Source organism: Salinisphaera sp. Q1T1-3 (assembly GCF_003602005.1).
Lineage (GTDB): Bacteria > Pseudomonadota > Gammaproteobacteria > Nevskiales > Salinisphaeraceae > Salinisphaera.
The window spans coordinates 1-17,120 of sequence record NZ_QZWD01000016.1 but is presented as its reverse complement, the minus strand read 5'-3'; the positions used below and the strand labels follow the sequence as shown (position 1 = coordinate 17,120).

General features: G+C 64.3%; 16 protein-coding genes and 2 pseudogenes. 11 read left to right on the top strand and 7 right to left on the bottom strand.

Going from position 1 to position 17,120, the window contains the following annotated elements; genetic code table 11:
- Positions 1 to 920 precede the first annotated feature (920 nt).
- From D3260_RS13805 to D3260_RS13770, 8 genes and pseudogenes are all read left to right on the top strand, one after another.
- Positions 921 to 1,784, top strand: coding sequence for an SDR family oxidoreductase (locus D3260_RS13805; RefSeq protein ID WP_120099196.1), 864 nt, complete (start codon positions 921 to 923; stop codon positions 1,782 to 1,784).
- 107 nt (positions 1,785 to 1,891) lie between these two features.
- Complete coding sequence (locus tag D3260_RS13800) at positions 1,892 to 3,124, top strand: AGE family epimerase/isomerase (protein WP_120099251.1); 1,233 nt, start codon at positions 1,892 to 1,894, stop codon at positions 3,122 to 3,124.
- 214 nt (positions 3,125 to 3,338) lie between these two features.
- Entirely contained in the window at positions 3,339 to 3,974 is a 636-nt protein-coding gene (locus tag D3260_RS13795; protein WP_199671515.1) for a CsgG/HfaB family protein, read from the top strand.
- 342 nt (positions 3,975 to 4,316) lie between these two features.
- Positions 4,317 to 4,688 (top strand): DUF4810 domain-containing protein, encoded by a 372-nt coding sequence (locus D3260_RS13790; RefSeq protein ID WP_120099194.1) that lies wholly within the window; start codon positions 4,317 to 4,319, stop codon positions 4,686 to 4,688.
- A pseudogene (locus D3260_RS13785) lies at positions 4,685 to 5,361 on the top strand (DUF799 domain-containing protein). The gene D3260_RS13790 and the pseudogene D3260_RS13785 overlap by 4 nt, the downstream one beginning before the upstream one ends.
- A 223-nt stretch (positions 5,362 to 5,584) precedes the next feature.
- Positions 5,585 to 6,493: a cation diffusion facilitator family transporter gene (locus D3260_RS13780; RefSeq protein ID WP_120099193.1), complete on the top strand. Its 909-nt coding sequence runs from the start codon at positions 5,585 to 5,587 to the stop codon at positions 6,491 to 6,493.
- Between the two features lie 88 nt (positions 6,494 to 6,581).
- Entirely contained in the window at positions 6,582 to 7,970 is a 1,389-nt protein-coding gene (locus D3260_RS13775; RefSeq protein ID WP_120099192.1) for a VOC family protein, read from the top strand.
- A 35-nt stretch (positions 7,971 to 8,005) separates the two neighbouring features.
- Positions 8,006 to 8,110, top strand: a pseudogene (locus D3260_RS13770) (IS481 family transposase); the annotation flags it as partial.
- A gap of 516 nt (positions 8,111 to 8,626) precedes the next feature.
- On the opposite strand, the gene bla reads toward D3260_RS13770, so the two are convergent.
- The 7 genes from bla to D3260_RS13735 all read right to left on the bottom strand — a co-directional run bounded on the left by bla (position 8,627) and on the right by D3260_RS13735 (position 14,603).
- Entirely contained in the window at positions 8,627 to 9,496 is an 870-nt protein-coding gene (gene bla / locus D3260_RS13765) for a class A beta-lactamase (protein ID WP_199671514.1), read from the bottom strand.
- A gap of 395 nt (positions 9,497 to 9,891) precedes the next feature.
- Positions 9,892 to 10,680 (bottom strand): transporter substrate-binding domain-containing protein, encoded by a 789-nt coding sequence (locus D3260_RS13760; protein ID WP_120099190.1) that lies wholly within the window; start codon positions 10,678 to 10,680, stop codon positions 9,892 to 9,894.
- 149 nt (positions 10,681 to 10,829) lie between these two features.
- Positions 10,830 to 11,555 (bottom strand): ABC transporter permease, encoded by a 726-nt coding sequence (locus D3260_RS13755; RefSeq protein WP_120099189.1) that lies wholly within the window; start codon positions 11,553 to 11,555, stop codon positions 10,830 to 10,832.
- Complete coding sequence (locus D3260_RS13750; protein ID WP_120099250.1) at positions 11,555 to 12,262, bottom strand: ABC transporter permease; 708 nt, start codon at positions 12,260 to 12,262, stop codon at positions 11,555 to 11,557. The genes D3260_RS13755 and D3260_RS13750 overlap by 1 nt, the downstream gene beginning before the upstream one ends.
- Positions 12,263 to 12,276: 14 nt before the next feature.
- Complete coding sequence (locus D3260_RS13745) at positions 12,277 to 13,047, bottom strand: ABC transporter ATP-binding protein (protein ID WP_120099188.1); 771 nt, start codon at positions 13,045 to 13,047, stop codon at positions 12,277 to 12,279.
- A gap of 81 nt (positions 13,048 to 13,128) precedes the next feature.
- On the bottom strand, positions 13,129 to 14,127 hold the full coding sequence (locus tag D3260_RS13740; RefSeq protein WP_120099187.1) for a succinylglutamate desuccinylase: 999 nt from the start codon (positions 14,125 to 14,127) through the stop codon (positions 13,129 to 13,131).
- Positions 14,124 to 14,603: a DUF4112 domain-containing protein gene (locus D3260_RS13735; RefSeq protein WP_199671513.1), complete on the bottom strand. Its 480-nt coding sequence runs from the start codon at positions 14,601 to 14,603 to the stop codon at positions 14,124 to 14,126. The genes D3260_RS13740 and D3260_RS13735 overlap by 4 nt, the downstream gene beginning before the upstream one ends.
- A gap of 77 nt (positions 14,604 to 14,680) precedes the next feature.
- Between D3260_RS13735 and D3260_RS13730 the strand changes: the two genes are divergently transcribed.
- The 3 genes from D3260_RS13730 to D3260_RS17940 all read left to right on the top strand — a co-directional run.
- Entirely contained in the window at positions 14,681 to 15,823 is a 1,143-nt protein-coding gene (locus D3260_RS13730) for an SMP-30/gluconolactonase/LRE family protein (protein WP_120099249.1), read from the top strand.
- Positions 15,820 to 16,515, top strand: coding sequence for a hypothetical protein (locus D3260_RS13725; protein WP_120099185.1), 696 nt, complete (start codon positions 15,820 to 15,822; stop codon positions 16,513 to 16,515). The genes D3260_RS13730 and D3260_RS13725 overlap by 4 nt, the downstream gene beginning before the upstream one ends.
- Positions 16,516 to 17,031: 516 nt before the next feature.
- Positions 17,032 to 17,120 (top strand): leucine zipper domain-containing protein (locus D3260_RS17940; RefSeq protein ID WP_147418170.1); only part of this gene is annotated, 89 nt, incomplete at its 3' end.

Here is a 17,120-nt window from a genome sequence, read left to right as displayed (position 1 = left end):
GCCAAGCGCGCCCTGAAATTGACGATGGGCGGCAAGACGAGGCGTCGTGCGCGCCGTGCAGCTCTGCTGCACCAGCGGGCTACAACGCTGGATTGCCGTCGTGTTCTTGATTTTGGGGCACTTGTCTCTTCGGGTTAGGCCGTCCATGAAAAATCGACGATGGGCGCCCGGCGGTGTTGCGAACCTTGATCGTGGCACGCCACGATACGGCGACTCGCGCCTTGCCGGACACACTACGGTCTCTTGACGAAAAGGCGCTCGCACGAAACCTCAACAGCCTAGGGCCTATTAACACTTCGCACGTGGCCGGTTTTTTACGCGCAACCCGACGGGACGGCAGTCATCTTTCTGCAATCCGGCGTTGTCGTTCGCGACGCCAGAATGACGGCCGTACGCGCCCGATGCCTTGTCTTGCAAAAAATGAGCGCCGGCGCGGCACACGCGGGACGTGTTAACAGGCCCTGACTCTGTACCGTAAATCTCGGTCATTCAGGTCGCTATGCAAACCGTCGTACATCGGCTGCGCAAGCTCACCGAGCCCCGAGGCACCTAGTCGATGCAGCATGAAACCATATAAGACCATTCCGGTCGAATGGGCACTCACTAAAGCAAGCGTACGACGCGTGCCATGCGCGATTTTTCAATAATAATGAAAAGCACTGACGGCGCTGATGATCTTTGGGCGTGTTCGGCTGCACGCCCCATCGACTCGCGATCGGTGGATCGATCGGCAACTGCGGGTCGCCCAGCGCCTGCTATGTTACGAGCGGCAAAGGAAATCAATCGCCGGCCGCCGCGACGCGCGCTCGGAATGGTTCCAAAAAGTCATGCCGATAGGCTCTGCTACGTAGTCCTACCGATTGGCGCCACGCACCGGCCGGGCACAGAGTAAGACGAAAGTCTTATACGGAATATGCCCGATGACCGATTTCCCCAAGATTCCCGCCCAGTCCCAGGAACTGCCCGGCAGCGAAGCCGCGATGACACCGGCCGCCGAGATGATCCGCGATGGCTATCGCGGGGCGGGCAAACTCGAAGGCAAGGTGGCCCTGGTGACCGGCGGTGACTCCGGCATCGGCCGCTCGGTGGCGATCCATTTCGCCCGCGAAGGCGCTGACGTGGCCGTGGCCTATCTGTCCGAGACCGAGGACGCCAACGAGACGAAGCGCCTGGTCGAGGCTGAAGGTGGCCGGTGTCATCTCATCCCGGGCGATCTGGCCGATGCCGAGACCTGTCGCGCCACGGTGACGAAAACGATCGAGGCACTGGGCGCGCTGAATGTGCTGGTCAACAATGCCGGCACCCAGTGGGTGCGTACTGATCTGACCGCGCTGCCCGACGACCAATGGCGCGAGACGTTCGAAACCAACATGCACAGCCAGTTCTATCTGGCCAAGGCCGCGCTACCGCACATGAACGCCGGTGATTCGATCATCAATGTGGCCTCCGTCAACGCCTATATCGGGCCCGATTTTCTGGTCGATTACACGGCCACCAAGGGCGCGATCATCAGCTTCACGCGCAGCCTGTCGAATCAGGTGGTCGGGCGCGGCATCCGTGTCAACGCCGTGGCACCGGGCCCGGTCTGGACACCGTTGCAACCGGCCACGCTCGGCGCACACGATCCGCAGTGGCTGGATGGTTTCGGGTCGGAGACGCCGATGGGCCGTTGCGGCCAGCCAAGCGAGTTGGGCCCCTGCTTCGTCTTTCTGGCCTCGGCGGATGCCTCGTTCATGAGCGGGCAGACGCTGCATCCGAATGGCGGTATTGTCGTCAACGGTTGAGCGAGACCGGTAGTCTCCCCGCTACAACATTTCCAAGCAAAGGACAGGCCGTGGCCGTGATCGATTCCTCTCAATCCGTGGACGGCGAATACCCCACGTCCTGGACGATGCGCCCGATGCATCGTCTCTGGCTGCAGCAGGAAGGGCTGCGTCTGCTGGAATTCTATCGGGCCTCGCGCCTGCCGGACGGCGGCTTTGCACCGCTGGACGTCAACGGCGCGCTGGCCGAGGGCGCCCTTGCCGACACGCTGGTCACCGCACGGCATACGCATGTCTATGCCCTGGCGGCGATCGAGGGGCTCCCCGGGGCCGCCTCGCTGGCCGCCCATGGCATCCGGGCACTGGAGACGGTGCTGCGCGACGACGAGCACGGCGGCTGGTATCAGCGCGCGCCCGGCGATAGCGCCGATTTCGATGCGTCCAAGCAGTGCTATATCCAGGTCTTCGTGGCCCTGGGGGCCGCCTCGGCCAGCCAGGCCGAAATCCCCGGCGCTCGCCAGCTGCTCGCTGCCGCGCTCGCGGTACTGGAAAAGCATTTCTGGTCGCCGGAGTCGCAGGCCTACTGCGAATCCTACAACCGCGACTGGTCCCAGCGGGCCGACTATCGCGGCGCCAACAGCAACATGCATGCGGTCGAGCTGTGCCTGGAACTGGCCGATGTGCTCGCGGACAACAGCTGGCGCGAACGCGCGCTGGCCATTGCCGAACGCCTCATTCATCGCCACGCAGCCGCCAACGATTATCTCGTCGTCGAGCATTTCCACGGCGACTGGCGGGAATGGCGCGACTGTAACGCCGAGGCGCCCGAGGACGGTTTCTATCCATACGGCGCCACGCCGGGCCATGGCTGCGAGTGGGCCCGCCTGCTGCTCAATCTCGAGGCCGGGCTGAGACACGACGGCCACGACGCCCCGCCCTGGCTGCTCGAGGATGCCCAGGCGCTGTTCCACAAGTCCGTGACCGTCGGCTGGCATACCGACGGTCATCCCGGCATGCTCTATACCGTCGACTGGCAGGGCCTGCCCTGCGCCGGACGTCGACGTCACTGGGTCGCCGCGGAAACGCTCGCGGCCGCGGCGGCCCTCGCCCAGCGGACCGGCGAGCCGGCCTACGAAGCCTGGTATCGGCGTGTCTGGGATCACGTACGGGATGTCTTCATCGACACCACCCGCGGCAGTTGGCACCAGGAACTCGACGCCGAACTCGCGCCCCATCCCGACGAGGGGCATCTCAAGGCCGATCTCTATCATGCCTATCAGGCAACGCGGCTACCGACACTGGCGCTGGCACCAACGCTTCCCGTGGCCGTCGGGATGCCGGTCGATGCCCACACGGCTTGATCCGCTGTCGCGGAGACGCCAACGTCGACGCTAGGTCTTGTTGATGTTTCGTGCGAGTCCGCGCCAAGTGCGCCCTGAAATTGACGATGAGCGGAAAGACGAGGCATAGCGCGCATGACGTGTCATGCTGCGCCAGCGTGCTAGAACACTGAATTGCCACAAAACAGCGCTTGGCGCGGACTCGAACGAAACCTCAACACGCCCCAGGGGTTCCATGAATGTTTTATGTCACGCGGGCACAGCGTTTCGTGCCGCGCTGATGGGCGCGCTCGTGCTCGGTGCGGCCGGATGCGCCACCGAGTCGCATCGTGCCATCACGCCGGAGACGGTCAGTCAGGCCGCCACGCCGTATCACGGCACGCGCTACACCGTCGTGGTCAGCAATTTCGACAACCGCTCGGGGTATGGTCGCGGGCTGTTCAGTGACGGCGTCGACCGCCTGGGCAGTCAGGCCGCCACGATTCTCGAAACCGATCTGCAACAGACCAATCGGTTCAACGTCGTCGAGCGCAACAACATGGCCGAGATCGCTCGCGAGGCCAAACTGCGCGGCGTGAATCAGGCACTGCAGGGCGCCCGGGTGGCCATCACCGGCGACGTCACCGACTTCGGCCGCAAGACGACCGGCGACACCCAATTGTTCGGCACCCTGGGCGCTGGCAAACGTCAGACCGCCTATGCCAAGGTCAATCTGAACGTCGTCGACGTCGTCACATCGCAAGTCATCTATTCGGTGCAGGGCGCCGGTGAATATGCACTCAGCGATCGCCAGGTGATCGGGTTCGGCAGCGCGTCGGGCTATGACGCGGCCTTAGGAACCTCTGATCTATTCATCCACGGTCGCGTTTGAGTCCCAAAAGGCCACGATACAAGGCGCATGGCGCCGCGTCATAGCCACTCCATGATCCAGCCATGCAACGCCGTAGCGCGGCCTTTTGGGCCAAACCGCTTAGCGGCCGGGCTTTTGCGCGCGCCTGAGCGGCGTTGCCGCTCGCTCATTTGCATTCAGCAAACGGCGCTCGCGGCGTCTTGTCAGACGCGCGCAAAAGACACCGGCGCGACCGTAGATGAATAGATCAGAGGTTCCCTTAAACGGCAAGGTGCTCAATCTCGCCATCCAGCAAGCAGTCGAGAAACTGACGACCGCCATGGAAAACGGTAGCTGGTCGCCCGCGCCAGAGGCGACTCGCTGATGCGCGGCACGACACGCCTCGGCGCCCTGGTGCTGGGGGCCGGCCTGCTCGTTCTCAGTGGTTGCGCGACGCAGCCTCAACCGCTCTACAGCTGGGGCGATTACCAGCCACTGATTTACAAGATGTACGTCAAACCCGGAGAAGCCACGCCGGCCGAACAGGTCACGCAGCTCTCCCAGCACATTGACAAGGCACGCGCGGCACGACAGAAGATCGCACCGGGCGTACACGCCCAACTGGGTTATATGGCGTATCTGGACGGCAAGCCGGCAATGGCAGCCGAGCAATTCACGGCCGAAAAGCAGCTCTACCCGTCATCCAGCGAATTCATGAACCGGGCCCTGGCACGACTCAAGACAGGCGCCCAATGAACACGCGACAACGATATCTCGGCCTGCTCCTGGTTGCGGCTTTGTTCCTGGCCGGCTGCGCGACAACGAAACCCTACGATTATTCGGCCTATCAACAGCATCCGCCGACGTCGATCCTGGTGCTGCCGCCACTCAACAAGAGCGTGGCGGTGAACGCCCCGTATGTCTATCTGTCGACGATCCGCGTGCCGCTGGCCGAACACGGCTACTATGTCTTCCCGGTCGCCGTGGTCGAGTCCTTCATGAAGGATAACGGCCTGTCGGATCCGGCCGAGATGCAGGCCGTTCCCCTGGCTCGACTCAATGCCATCTTCGCCCCGATGCGGCGCTTTATACCACGATCGACGACTGGGGCCAGAAATATCACGTGGTGTCCTCGGCTGCGACAGTCGAGCTGACCAGCAAGCTCGTCGATGCCCAAAGCGGCACCGTGATCTGGAAAGGTCACGAGAGACTGGTCCAGGGCTCGAACAACGGACAGGGTGGCCTGCTGGCCCAGGCGGTGGTCGCACTCGTGGCCCAGGTGGCCGGCTCGACGCGGGATACCACCCGAGAGGTCTCGGCGCTGGCCAATGCACAGCTGGTCGGCAACCCGAATAACGGGCTGCCATTCGGGCCGTACAACCCCAAGGCCACCAGCGACGCACGACGCGTATCGGCCAATACGCCTTGATGCGATGAGGCATGACCGGGCGGGTGGCGAGCTCATGGCTGGCATGAGTCGTCGCATCGCCCGTTCCAGGCGTGTTCTGGATTGTGGTCCGGCGACGATGATCCAAAACTTAGAACACGCATAATTTCTGGCACCGCGATGCGAATTCGTGGCCCGATTTCAAAATTGCGATTTGCGGAGCGAGACTCTATGCTCCGCATCCCGTCCCGCCCCGCGAGCTGCGATGATCACAACCGTCCGCTACGCGCTGGGCAGTGTCATTGTCGGCATTGCCGTCTTTGCCCTGAAATATCTCGCTTACTGGCTGACCGGCAGTGCGGCGCTGTATTCGGATGCGTTGGAGAGCATCATCAACATCGTGGCGGCCGGGGCAGCCGTGGCGGCTCTGCGCGTTAGCGCGATCCCACCGGACGAAAACCACCCCTACGGCCACACCAAGGCTGAATATTTCTCTGCGGTTCTGGAAGGCGTACTCATCGTGGTCGCGGCAATCGCCATCCTGCGCGATGCCTGGCTGACCCTGTTCGACCTGCAGCCACTGAGCGCCCCGGTATCCGGACTCATGCTCAACGGCCTGGCCAGCGTGCTCAACGGCATTTGGGCGACGGTGCTCATCCGCCAGGGACGACGCGTGCGCTCCCCGGCCCTCAGTGCCGACGGCCGCCACCTGCTGGCCGATGTCGTCACCTCCGTCGGCGTGTTCGCGGGCGTGGTACTCGTCAGCCTGACCGGCTGGCTCTGGCTCGACCCGGCGATCGCTGCCATCGTCGCCTTCAACATCCTCTGGTCCGGCTGGCAACTCGTGCGCAGCTCGCTCGGCGGCCTCATGGACGAGGCCGTTCCCGAAGACGAGCTCGAGCGCATCCGCCACACCATCTTCGACAACGCCCAGGGGGCCTACCAGGCCCACGACCTGCGCACCCGACATGCCGGCCGCCGCACGTTCATCGACTTCCATCTGGTGGTGGCCGGCGACATGCCGGTCGAACGGGCCCACGAGATCTGCGATCGCCTGGAACAGGCACTGGAAGACGACATCGCCGACTGCGTCGTCACAATCCACGTCGAGCCCGAGCACAAGGCCGAGATTTCCGATGTCTATGTCTCGACCGGACCGCGCCCGACCGACTAGAGTCTGGGGTGCGCTCGTGGCCGGTCTCGGCGGTCGGACGGGCAGCGTGGCAGACTAGGGGTGCCCCAACGACTCGCCGGATCCTGAGATGGCCTCTTCCGAATTCGTTTCATGCGCGACGATACGCAGCCGTTTCGCCGCTGCCATGTCGGCCATGTACCAGGCCGAAGTGCCTCAGTATGAAACGCTCACCCGGCTCGTGGCTGCCGTCAACGACGACGTGCTCGCGGCCCGCCCCGCGCTACGCGATCAGCTGGCCGCCGCTGACGACCTGGAGCGGTTGTCGGTCGAGCGTCATGGGGCGATCCGGGTGGGCACCGCCGCCGAACTCAACATGCTCGCACGCATGTTCGCGATCATGGGCATGGCTCCGGTCGGGTATTACGACCTGGCCGCAGCCGGCGTGCCTGTCCACGCCACCGCGTTCCGACCGACCGAGACCGAGGCACTGGCGATCAACCCGTTCCGGGTATTCACGTCACTGCTGCGACTCGACCTCATCACCGACGACGGCCTGCGCGCGCAAGCCGAGTCGATTCTGGCCGAACGCGACATCTTCACATCCCGCCTGCGCGATCTGGTCGCGCATCACGACACCGTCGGCGGTTTCGACGAGGCCGAAGCCCAAGCCTTCGTCACCGAGGCTCTGGAGACCTTTCGCTGGCACGACAATGCCACCGTCGACCATGCGACCTACACCCGGCTGGCTGCCCAGCATCGCCTGATCGCCGACGTGGTCTGCTTCCGCGGCCCCCATATCAATCATCTGACACCGCGCACGCTGGATATCGATACGGCCCAGAGCGCCATGCCCGACTACGGCATCACCCCGAAGGCCGTGATCGAGGGGCCCCCACAGCGCGAAGTGCCGATTCTGCTACGCCAGACGAGCTTCAAGGCGCTGGAGGAAGACATCCGCTTCGCGGGCGATACGATCGGCCACCACACCGCACGTTTCGGTGAGATCGAACAACGCGGCGTAGCACTGACGCCGGACGGTCGCACGCTTTACGACCGGTTACTCGCCGCTGCCAAGACCTACAAGCACGACAACAACGACGACTATCAGGCCGCCCTGGCCGGCATCTTCGCCGAGTTTCCCGACGATCTGGAAACCCTGCGCCGACGCGAGCTCGCCTATTTCCGCTACGAAGCGGTCGGCGAATCATCCATCAACGCCGATTCGCCCACCGACGACGACAGCGCGCTGGAAGCCCTTCTCGCCTCGGGCGTGATCGTGGCGCATCCGATCGTCTACGAGGATTTCCTGCCCGTCAGCGCGGCGTGCATCTTCCAGTCCAACCTGGGCGACGCGCCGGATAGCACACAGGCGGCCGCCGCCAGCCAGCAGACACTGGAAGTGGCACTCGGGCGGGCCGTGATCGACCCGTTCGCTCTCTATGCCGAGATCGAGGCCGAATCCAAACGCGCCGCCCTCGTACAGGTCATGGGTACGGTCGTGCCGTCCGGCGCGTGATCCGCGGCGGCGCCGTGCCGGGGCGTCAGCCGTATTGGCGTCATGACGATAACTGGCATCGACCCCATGCCAGCCTGAAGCACAAACCATCCATCAGTCGATTGTGGCTATCCGTGAACAATGTGGTGGGTTTACACACCCAGGGCCTGTTGATGTTTCGTGCGAGCGCCTTTTCGTCGAGAGACCGCAGTATGTCCGGCAAGACGCGAGTCGCCGTATCGGGGCGTGCCACGATCCAGGCTCGCAACGCCGCAGGGCGGGATTTGTGGCCCAACCCTTCGGGACAAGTGCCCCCAAAATCAAAAACACGACGGCAATACAGCGTTCTATCACGCTGGCGCAGAATGACACGCTATGCGTGCTATGCCTCGTCTTGCCGCCCATCGCCAATTTCAAGGCGCACTTGGCGCGGACTCGCACGAAACCTCAACACGCCCTAGCAAGCCCGTACCACCGAGATCAGCGGTCCCAACTCCATGCCGGCGATGTAGACGATGTGACACCGGGCTCGACGCTTGTGCCACCCAGGCCGGCCCAAAGAGAAACGGCACAACCTTTTCGCTCATGTTGCGCCACACGGCCCTGCGCGGGCGTTCGTATGGCGATGCGATCAAGACGTCGACAGCGTGACCGGACGGCCGATCAGTGCTGTCGGCTCAAAGCGATGCCACGATCCGGCCGACATCGGCAAGCACGCGCTTGCGGGCCGATGTGTCCTGTGTCTCGGCCACGTAATAGGCCGTGACAAGCAAAGGCTTTCGGCCCGGCGGCCAGACGATGGCGATGTCGTTGTTCGCGTTCGAAGCCGAACCGGTTTTGTCTCCCACCGACCAGTTCGCCGGCAAGCCGGCACGCAGCGCTTGTGCGCCGGTCTGATTCAGGCGAAGCCAGCCCAGCAAACGCTGACGCGCCGCATCGGACAGTGTCTCGCCCAGCAGCACCGAGCGCATGGCGCCGAGCATGGCCGCCGGAGTCGTCGTGTCCTGCGCGCCCTCCTGACGGTTGTTCAACGGTTCTCGATGATCGAGCCGCGTGCGCTCGTCACCAAGTGTTCGCACGAACGCCGTGAATCCGGCAGGGCCGCCAAGGGTATCGAGCAACAGATTCGCGGCCGTGTTGTCGCTCATGAGGGTGGCCGCTTCGCAGAGTTCCGCGATATTCATGCCCGGCGCACCGACGTTGAGACCGGTCACCGGCGCCCAGTCGAGAATCGCTGACTGATCAAAAACGACCCGCCGATCGAGCCGCTCGAGCCCGCGATCCACGCGCTGGAGCACGGCCGCCACGAGCAGCAGCTTGAATGTGCTGCACATGAGAAAGCGCTCATCGGCGCGGTACCCGTAACGATGTCCACCCGCAGCCGTATCGAGGATTGCCACGCCGAGACGCCCGCCGTTGGCTTTTTCCAGCGCGGCCAGCCGGGCGACCATCGGCTCGGTTGCTGTATCGGCCCGCGAGGCGATCGGGCCCAGGGCAAACAGCGTGGCGATCGCCGCCGAGGATTGCAGCATCTGACGACGATTCACGAGACAGCCTTCTGGGGTGATTGGAACAGCAATCCGACCGGGCGCCGGCTCACGTCATGGTATACGAATTCGGCGGAGGCGCCTCGCCCGGTCGCGCCTCGTCAACCAATCACCCCAGGGCCTGTTGATGTTTCGTTCGAGCGCCGCGTTGGAGACTGCCAATCGTGTCCGGCAAGGCTCGCAACGCCACCGGGCGTGATTTGCGGCCCAACCCGAAGGGACAAGCGCCCCGAAATCAAAAATACGAGGCAATCCAGCGTTGTAGCCCGCGGGTGCAGCATGAACTGCGCGGCGCCGGCTACGCCTCGTCTTGCCGCCCATCGTCAATTTCAGGGCGCGCTTGGCGCGGACTCGCACGAAACCGCAACAGGCCCCAGCGCGACCGCGGCTATGAATTAGCCGGCGCTCTTGCGCGCCTCGTCGCCATTGTCACCGAAGTATTTCGCGTGGATCTTTTCGTAGGTGCCGTTCTGCTTGAGCGTCTTGAGCGCCTGATTGAACTTGGCAGCAAGATCCTTTTCGTTCTTGCGGAAGGCGATGCCGAACCCGGTGCCGAAATAGGACTGTGGTTTGGTCAGCGCCGGTCCCACATTCTTGTAGCCGCCCTGGTCCAGCAGCGTGCTCTGCCCGGTGGGGAAATCCAGGAACGCAATATCGAGCCGGCCGGCGGACATGTCCACGGCCACGTCATCGGCATTGGCATAGCGCTTGATGGTGGCTTCGTCACCGTACTTGTCGGTCACGTACTGATCCTGGACGGTGCCGCGCTGCACGCCGATCCGCTTGCCCTTGAGCGACTCGGCGTTCGGGTTCGTCAGCTTCGAACCGGCCGGCACGAAGAAACCGGACGGCACCACGATGTAGGGGTCCGAGAACAGCAGAACCTTCTGACGCTCCTCGTTGATCGTCATCGAGGACATGATCGCGTCGTACTTGCGCGCCATCAGGCCGGGAATCAGCCCGTTCCACGACTGCTGGCTCCACTTGCAGTTCAGACCGGCCTGTTTGCAGATCGCGTTGCCCAGATCGATGTCGAAACCGGTGAGCGTGCCGTCCGGCGTGGTGTACTCCATCGGCTTGTAGGGCACGTTGGTCGCGATACGCACCGTCTTGGCCGCCATCGCGACCCCGGTCGTCGCGAAGAGCGTGCTGGCGACGAAAACAGCGGTGAACAGTTTATTCATGGCAGAACAATTCTCTCGTGGTGAATACGGCCCGAGACGCGTCGAGTCGTTTCGAAAGACACCGTGTCGATTGGAACACGAGCTCGGCTTCGTGAACATGCACAAAACGTGCAACCCCGGCCTGTCGACGATCCCCCTCGCTGATCCGCTCAGGCCGGCTTCAGATGCCGCAGCATGCGTTTTTCCAGCAGGCGGAAAGTGCCCTGAATGGCAAAGCTCAACACCATGTAGACACAGGCGACGAAAATGAAGGCCGGGAAAGGCGAGTAGAAGCGAGAATAGACGTAATAGGCCGCCCCGGTCAGATCCGTGAGCGTGACCGCCGAGGCGATGGCACTGGCGTGCAACATGAAGATCACTTCGTTGCCGTAGGCCGGTAGCGCGCGACGAAACGCACTCGGCAGGACGACACGCCGGTACGCGGTGAACGTGGACATGCCGTAGGCGCGTGCCGCTTCCAGCTCACCGCTCGGGGTGGCCCGTATGGCGCCGTAGAAGATCTCGGTCGTGTAGGCCGCGGTGTTGAGCGTGAACGACAGGAGCGCCGGATAAGTCGCATTATCGATGAAGGCCCCGAACCCGGCCTCTCGGACGCCGGGCACGTAGGTGAAGGCGTAGTAGATGACATAGAGCTGGATCAGCAGCGGCGTGCCGCGAAAGACATAGGTGTAGAACCAGATCGACCGGCTGATCCAGGCCTGGCGCGACGCTCGCCCGACGGCCAGCGGCACCGCCAGCACAATGCCCATCAGCAGCGACAGAAACACCAGCTGCACGGTGACAACCAACCCGCCCCAGTATTGCGCGAGCGTGTCGGGCGTGAATATATCGTTGTTCGACAGGAACGGCAGTGTATGGGCCAGCCATTGCTCCATCAGGCCTGCCTCCCGTCGAAACCGACATCGAAGGTGCGTTTGAGATAGCGCACGATCAGCTCGGAAATCGCGGTCATCGCCAGATAGCCGAGACCCACCGGCACCATGAACAGAAACGGCCGATGCGTGGCCTTGGTGGCCTGATCCGCGACGTGGACCATGTCGGACAGACCGATGATCGAGACCAGCGCGGTGGATTTCAGCAGAACCATCCAGTTGTTGTTCAGCCCTGGCAGGGCGTGGCGCATCATCAACGGGAAACGCACGCGCCGAAACGTCAGCCAGCCGCTCATGCCATAGGCCCGTGCCGCTTCGATCTGGCCCGAATCCACGGCGAGAAAAGCGCCGCGAAACGTCTCGGACATATAGGCACCGTAGATGATGCCGAGCGTGACGACGCCGGCGGCGAACGGATTGAACTCGATGAAGGCGTTGGTACCGATCAGCGCGTTGACGTGGTCCACGGCCATATTCATGAGGATCTGGCCGCCATAGACCATCAGCATCATCATCACCAGATCCGGGACGCCGCGGATCACGGTGGTATAGAGCGTGCCCATCGCACGCAGCGGGCCCGAACGCGTCAGTTTGGCCGTCGCCACGAGCAGTCCGATCACCAGCGCCAGCAGGAGCGACAGCACCGCCAGCTCGGCAGTGAGCAGCGCACCGTCAAGCAGTCGAGGGCCGTAACCGTGCAGATTGATCATCATGGGAACCGGCGTCAGAAACGCGGCCCGAGAAACTGCTGCAGACGCGCCGATTCCGGATTGACCAGCACCTCGCTCGGCGGACCAGCCTCCTCGACACGGCCGGCATGCAGATACATCACCTGCGAGGCGACATCGCGTGCGAAATCCATTTCATGGGTGACCACGACCATGGTGCGTCCTTCATCGGCGAGTTCGCGCATGACCTTGAGCACGTCACCGACCAGCTCGGGATCGAGCGCCGAGGTCGGCTCGTCGAACAGCAGGACTTCAGGCTCCATGGCCAGCGCCCGGGCGATCGCCCCGCGCTGCTGCTGCCCGCCGGACAGCTGTGCCGGAAAATAACCGGCACGATCGGCCAGCCCAACGCGTTCGAGCAACGCCATACCGCGCTCGTGCGCCTCGCGTTTCGACAGCCCGAGCACATGTCTCGGCGCTTCGATCACGTTGCCGATGAGGGTCATGTGAGCCCAGAGATTGAAGCCCTGAAAGACCATCGACAGCCGCGCGCGAATCCGCTCGACCTGTCGCCAGTCGGCCGGCTCGCGCTTGCCACGCCGTGTCTGGAAGGCCACCGGCTCGCCGTGCACGATCACCTCACCGGCATCGGGCACCTCGAGCAGATTCATGCAGCGCAGAAATGTCGACTTGCCCGACCCCGAGGCGCCGATGAGCGTAATCACGTCGCCCTCGTGCGCTTCCAGCGACAACCCCTCGAGGACAGGCGTGTCGTTGAACTGCTTGTGCAGGTCGCGTACGACCAGGGGGATTTCGGTATTGGCCATGCGTGTGTCGCGACGGGCCCGAGCAAGCTGAACGCGAAAGGATATCAGCCTTACCGTTGTCGCGGCATCAATGCCGCCGGGTCAGGCCGGTGGCGATACCGCCTCGGCCAGCAGCGCGGCCCGGGCCCCGAGCTCGACATCGGCGTTGGGAAACACGATATGGATCGGCGTCGCCGAGACATGAGTCGGGCCGGCCCGGGCGTCGCGTGCAAGCAGCGCGCCGGGCGGGAACGCGGTGAAATTGGCGACATCGTCATCGAAGGCCAGCTCGAAGTCCTCGCTCACCCGAATCAACTCGGCGCCAGCCCGGAAAAAAGCCATGTCGGCCACATCCGCCGTAACAGCCGATTCCCCGGCGATACGGGCCGCCAGCCAGGCCTGCATCGGCGCCAGCGCGGCCAGATCGTTGGCACCGAAGGCTGCCACACGCCCGAGCTCGAGCGTGAAGGCCGGCCGTCGATGATAGAACCGGCTGTAGTGCGAGAATGTCCAGCTGTCGTCGGTCTGTGACAGCACAGCCTGCATGCCGGCGCCGGCCAGCGCTGCCCAGACGGCTTTCGGGGTGACGACCGCGCCAGCCGGCTCGACGGCGAACCGCGGATAGCGGCTTTCCCGAATCGCGGTGTGCAGATCCAGATGCAGCGTGGCCGCATCCATCGGCTGTTCGGCCCAGAACGCATCGACACAGGCCATGAGCTGCTCTGCCCGCGTGTGCTCGGCGCTGACGGACACGCTCCGTTGCCGCCGGAACAGTCGATTGAGATTGGTGTCGAGATACCGGCAACCGGCCACGATGGCCGCCGGATGACCGATCACGAGCAGGGCCGGGGCGCCTACCGCCAGCGTCCCGGCATCCAGCGCATCCGCCAGCCGCTGCACCAGCTCCAGCGGGGCCGTTTCGTTACCGTGGATGCCGGCCGAGATCACCGTCGCCGGGCCGCATTCGGCGGCCTCGTCCGGGCACAGCGCGATCAGGCCGGGCCCACGGGCGACCGCCTGACCGCCGATAAGCCGTATCGTCGGATGGTCGGTGGCCCGGTCGGCAATCGCCGCATCAACGACCGCGCGCAGCGTCGTCATCCGCCGAACACCGCGCGCCACAGGCCGATGGTCACCACCAGGCCAAGCGCCAGACAGAGACCGATGGTGGCCATGCCCGGCCCCGTGCCGGCAGGTGGTTCGCCCGTCACTCGGGCCAGCCAACGCTGCAGCAGTTTCTGGTTGCGACGGTTGGCCTTGTAATAGATGTCGAACAGATCCCCGACGACGGGCACCAGCCCGACGAGGAAATCGATGCCGACGTTAGCGCCCATGCGCAGCCACAACCGTTTCGGCGCGCCGAGACGCACCGCTTCGCCGATCATCAGCGTCGACATCGCCAGACCGGCGAAATCGCCGGCAAACGGCAGGAAACCGATGATGCCATCCAGGCCGATCCGCTTGCCGATGATCGGAATCCGGAACGCATCATCCAGCCAGTAGGCAAGTTTTTCGATACGGGCCAGACTGGCGCGGCGTCGGGCATCGAGGGCCTCGGAGGCAGCAGGCTCGGACATGACAAGTCGTCGGACGTGCGATGATGCATACAGCATTACACGAAAGTCGGCACACCGGCTAAGGCAGGATGTCCGCGATGAAATATGCGTTGTCGACCGCGGTCATTCTGATCGCGGCATGCCTGGTGTACGGTCTGTTCTGGCCGACAACCTTCCATCCGATCGCCTGGCAGGCCCCACCGGTCCAACCGCTGCATCCGCCCGCCCGGACGATGCCAGCAATCACCCGGCTGGCCGCCGAGGCCGGCACCGGGCCGGAGACCGTGGTCATCGGGCCGGACGGCGCCCTCTACGCCGGCTACGACGACGGCACGATCCATCGCATCAGCATCAACGATGCAGGCCGACCAGCCCACGATCAGGTCATCGCCACCACCAACGGCCGCCCCATGGGACTGGCCTTCGGCCCGGCGATCAACGCGTCCCGAGCAGCCGACGAGCCGGCCGATGCGCCCCTGTTCGGCAGCGCCGCAACCGCCCTCTACGTGGCCGATGCCCGGCGCGGGCTGCTGGCGATCGAGGCCGACGGCAGTCTGCGCGTACTGAGCAAGGCCGCGGCCGGGACCCCGTTGCATTTCGCCAACGATGTCGTTGTCGCGCGTGACGGCACCGTCTATTTCACCGATGCCAGCAGCCCATGGGGCCCGGACGATTACACAGCGGCCATCATGGCGCACGGCGGCAAGGGGCGCCTGCTTGCCTACGATCCGAGCGCGCGCACGACACGCGTTCTCCTCGACGGCCTGCAGTTCGCCAACGGCGTGGCCCTGTCCGACGATGCCCGTTATCTGCTCGTTGCCGAAACCGGGGCCTACCGCATACGCCGCTACTGGCTAGGCGGCCCGAAGGCCGGCCGGAACGATATCGTCATCGACGGCCTGCCCGGTTTTCCCGACGGCATCAGCAGCGTGCCGGGCGCCGACCGATACTGGGTTGCCCTGTTCGCCCCGCGCAGCATGCTGCTCGATTTCGCCGCCGACAAGCCGGCACTCCGAACACTGACATACCGCCTGCCGCACTGGCTCCAGCCCGGGCCGGGGCACGTCGGGCACATCATCGCCATCGACGGCGCCGGACAGGTACAGGACAATCTCGTCGATCGAAGCGAAGATGCCTATGCCCCGATCACGAGCGTCAGCGCCTACGCCGACCGACTCTATCTGGGTAGCCTGACGCAATCGGCGATCGGCGAACTCACCACTTCGGAGCGCACGCCATGACGGACAGTGCCCGACACCTCGGCGCCGCGCTTGCCGACCTGCGCGATATTCGGGATCGCATCGCGGCCCGCGAAGATCCGGCCTTTCATGCCTGTTTCGCCGCATTGCGGCGCTGGCAGGCCGATCAGGTCGCGCAGTTTCATGCCGAGCGGGCCGCGGCCTACGACGGCGAGCCCCTGCTCGTCTTTCTCACTCAACGCTTCTATGCCGACGCCGACTGGTCGGAGCTGACCGGGCGGCCCGAGAAGGTCGCCGGCGCCATCCAGCATATTGTCGACCGCGACCGGCCACTCGTGATCGCCATCGAGCTTCAGGCCGCAGCCGAGCGCCTGGACGCCGACATGGTCGATGCACTGCTGGCCGGCGACGGCGGCCGGCTCACGCCACGCACTTATGTCCGCGCCATGCGCCGCGTCGGGCGTCACGAAGACCGGGCCCAGCAGATCCGGTGGCTGGAAGAGCTCATCGAACTGGTGGCCGACTATGCCGACAACCGAGCCGCACACTGGGGCTTCAAGCTGGCGCGGACGCCGGCACGCACGTTCGGGCTGGCACGGACCTACGAGCTGCTCGCCGAAGGGTTCGAGGCGATGCGCACCGCCACGGATCTGAAAACCGGCGTGCACGATGTCATCGCCGCCCAGCGCGCTCGCCTTGAACGTCTGCTCGGCACGCCGCTGACGCACGACTGAAACCCGGGGACCGGGCCGGCGGCTTCGTGCGTCCGGATTGCCATCAGGCCACCATGCGACGACGCGCACCTTGGCTGCCCGGATTGGTGCACGCCGACGCGGCGCGCCGGCCTGGCTTAGGGCGTGTTGATGTTTCGTTCGAGCGCCGCGTTGGCGCCACAAATCGTGTCCGGCAAGGCGCGAGTCGTCGATCGTGGCGTGCCACGATCAAGGCTCGCAACGCCGCCGGGCGCCCATCGTCGATTTTTCATGGGCAGCCCAACCCGAAGGGACAAGCGCCCCAAAATCAAGAACACGACGGCAATCCAGCGTTGTAGCCCGCTGGTGCAGAATGACTGCACGGCGCATGCGACGCCTCGTCTTGCCGCCCGTCGTCAATTTCAGGGCGCGTTTGGCGCGGACGCGCACGGAACATCAACAGGCCCTAGATGTGACCTCTCAGTAGATTGTTCATCCGAGCCGCAGTCCTTGAAGCTGATGGGTGCAGAAATCCGTCAGACCTAAGGAGCGACCCGGATGAACACGCATAAGAATGCGCGACTCACCGTTCACAGTCGACAGGTGCTGGTGCGTCGAGTGATCGAACAGGGCCTGAGACCGGTCGA

Coding starts and splice junctions, on each gene's coding strand:
- D3260_RS13805 (WP_120099196.1), top strand. CDS start 921: ATGACCGATTTCCCCAAGATTCCCGCCCAGTCCCAGGAACTGCCCGGC.
- D3260_RS13800 (WP_120099251.1), top strand. CDS start 1,892: ATGCGCCCGATGCATCGTCTCTGGCTGCAGCAGGAAGGGCTGCGTCTG.
- D3260_RS13795 (WP_199671515.1), top strand. CDS start 3,339: ATGAATGTTTTATGTCACGCGGGCACAGCGTTTCGTGCCGCGCTGATG.
- D3260_RS13790 (WP_120099194.1), top strand. CDS start 4,317: ATGCGCGGCACGACACGCCTCGGCGCCCTGGTGCTGGGGGCCGGCCTG.
- D3260_RS13780 (WP_120099193.1), top strand. CDS start 5,585: ATGATCACAACCGTCCGCTACGCGCTGGGCAGTGTCATTGTCGGCATT.
- D3260_RS13775 (WP_120099192.1), top strand. CDS start 6,582: ATGGCCTCTTCCGAATTCGTTTCATGCGCGACGATACGCAGCCGTTTC.
- D3260_RS13760 (WP_120099190.1), bottom strand. CDS start 10,680: ATGAATAAACTGTTCACCGCTGTTTTCGTCGCCAGCACGCTCTTCGCG.
- D3260_RS13755 (WP_120099189.1), bottom strand. CDS start 11,555: ATGGAGCAATGGCTGGCCCATACACTGCCGTTCCTGTCGAACAACGAT.
- D3260_RS13750 (WP_120099250.1), bottom strand. CDS start 12,262: ATGATCAATCTGCACGGTTACGGCCCTCGACTGCTTGACGGTGCGCTG.
- D3260_RS13745 (WP_120099188.1), bottom strand. CDS start 13,047: ATGGCCAATACCGAAATCCCCCTGGTCGTACGCGACCTGCACAAGCAG.
- D3260_RS13740 (WP_120099187.1), bottom strand. CDS start 14,127: ATGACGACGCTGCGCGCGGTCGTTGATGCGGCGATTGCCGACCGGGCC.
- D3260_RS13735 (WP_199671513.1), bottom strand. CDS start 14,603: ATGTCCGAGCCTGCTGCCTCCGAGGCCCTCGATGCCCGACGCCGCGCC.
- D3260_RS13730 (WP_120099249.1), top strand. CDS start 14,681: ATGAAATATGCGTTGTCGACCGCGGTCATTCTGATCGCGGCATGCCTG.
- D3260_RS13725 (WP_120099185.1), top strand. CDS start 15,820: ATGACGGACAGTGCCCGACACCTCGGCGCCGCGCTTGCCGACCTGCGC.